The organism is Vibrio sp. 10N.261.52.A1 (assembly GCF_002876325.1).
GTDB classification, from domain to species: Bacteria; Pseudomonadota; Gammaproteobacteria; order Enterobacterales; family Vibrionaceae; genus Vibrio; species Vibrio chagasii.
The window spans coordinates 1-828 of record NZ_MCYD01000420.1 but is presented as its reverse complement, the minus strand read 5'-3'; the positions used below and the strand labels follow the sequence as shown (position 1 = coordinate 828).

At 43.0% G+C, this 828-nt stretch carries 2 protein-coding genes; both read left to right on the top strand.

Annotation, left to right across the window (positions count from 1 at the left end; all coding sequences use genetic code 11):
- Nucleotides 1–133 precede the first annotated feature (133 nt).
- Nucleotides 134–445, top strand: a complete 312-nt coding sequence (locus BCT81_RS05055; RefSeq protein ID WP_008216435.1) for a hypothetical protein — start codon at nt 134–136, stop codon at nt 443–445.
- Nucleotides 442–795, top strand: coding sequence for an IS66 family insertion sequence element accessory protein TnpB (gene tnpB / locus BCT81_RS05050; protein ID WP_102423420.1), 354 nt, complete (start codon nt 442–444; stop codon nt 793–795). The genes BCT81_RS05055 and tnpB overlap by 4 nt, the downstream gene beginning before the upstream one ends.
- The last annotated feature ends 33 nt before the right edge of the window (nt 796–828 follow it).

Below are 828 nucleotides of genomic sequence, written 5' to 3'. Positions count from 1 at the left end.
AAGAAAGAGTAACTTTACATGTAGAAAATCACTACAAAATGGTTTCTTATTAAGTAAGCGCTCCATAAAACCCGCATTCTAATCGCCTAGCGCGAAGAATAAGATCAAGTCTCCGACCATGAGGAGATTTGAAATGGGAAAACGACACACTAATCAAGAATGGCAAACGCTCATCGAGCAGTCTGAATCGAGTTCATTGTCAACGCTTGCATTTTGTAAGCTCAATGAACTCAACCCCTCAACGTTTTATGCTAAGCGCCAGCAACTTAAAAAAGCGAATATCTCTCAAGGCTTTGTACGGGCAGAGGTCGTCGAAAAGACAACGAAATATCAAGCTCAAATAGCCACCGCTAACATGACACTTATCATCAATGATGTGGAATTGAGCATTCCTCAAGGCACGCCCGCTGCCTACCTGGCAGAACTCATTGGAGCCTTGTCATGAAACATATGCTCAGCGCACCAGAGATTTATCTGTATCGTGAGAGTGTCGATTTTAGAAAGTCCATCAATGGCCTCGCGGCGATTATTGAAAATGACACCGATTTACCCTTGGGAAGCGGCGCACTGTTCCTGTTCACCAATAAACAGCGCGACAAAATCAAAGTGCTGTACTGGGATAAAACTGGCTTTGCGCTTTGGTATAAACGCCTCGAAAAAGCCAAGTATAAATGGCCTACAAAAGAGAAAAATGAGGTGTTTACCCTGACTCAACTCGAGCTTGGTAGACTGCTTTCTGGCTTCACGATTATCGGCCGTAAACCCGTTCAAATAAACGATTTTACAATGACTTAATCGATAATAAAGCCTTATCTGCCAAGCGTTAAC

Coding starts and splice junctions, on each gene's coding strand:
- BCT81_RS05055 (WP_008216435.1), top strand. CDS start 134: ATGGGAAAACGACACACTAATCAAGAATGGCAAACGCTCATCGAGCAG.
- tnpB (WP_102423420.1), top strand. CDS start 442: ATGAAACATATGCTCAGCGCACCAGAGATTTATCTGTATCGTGAGAGT.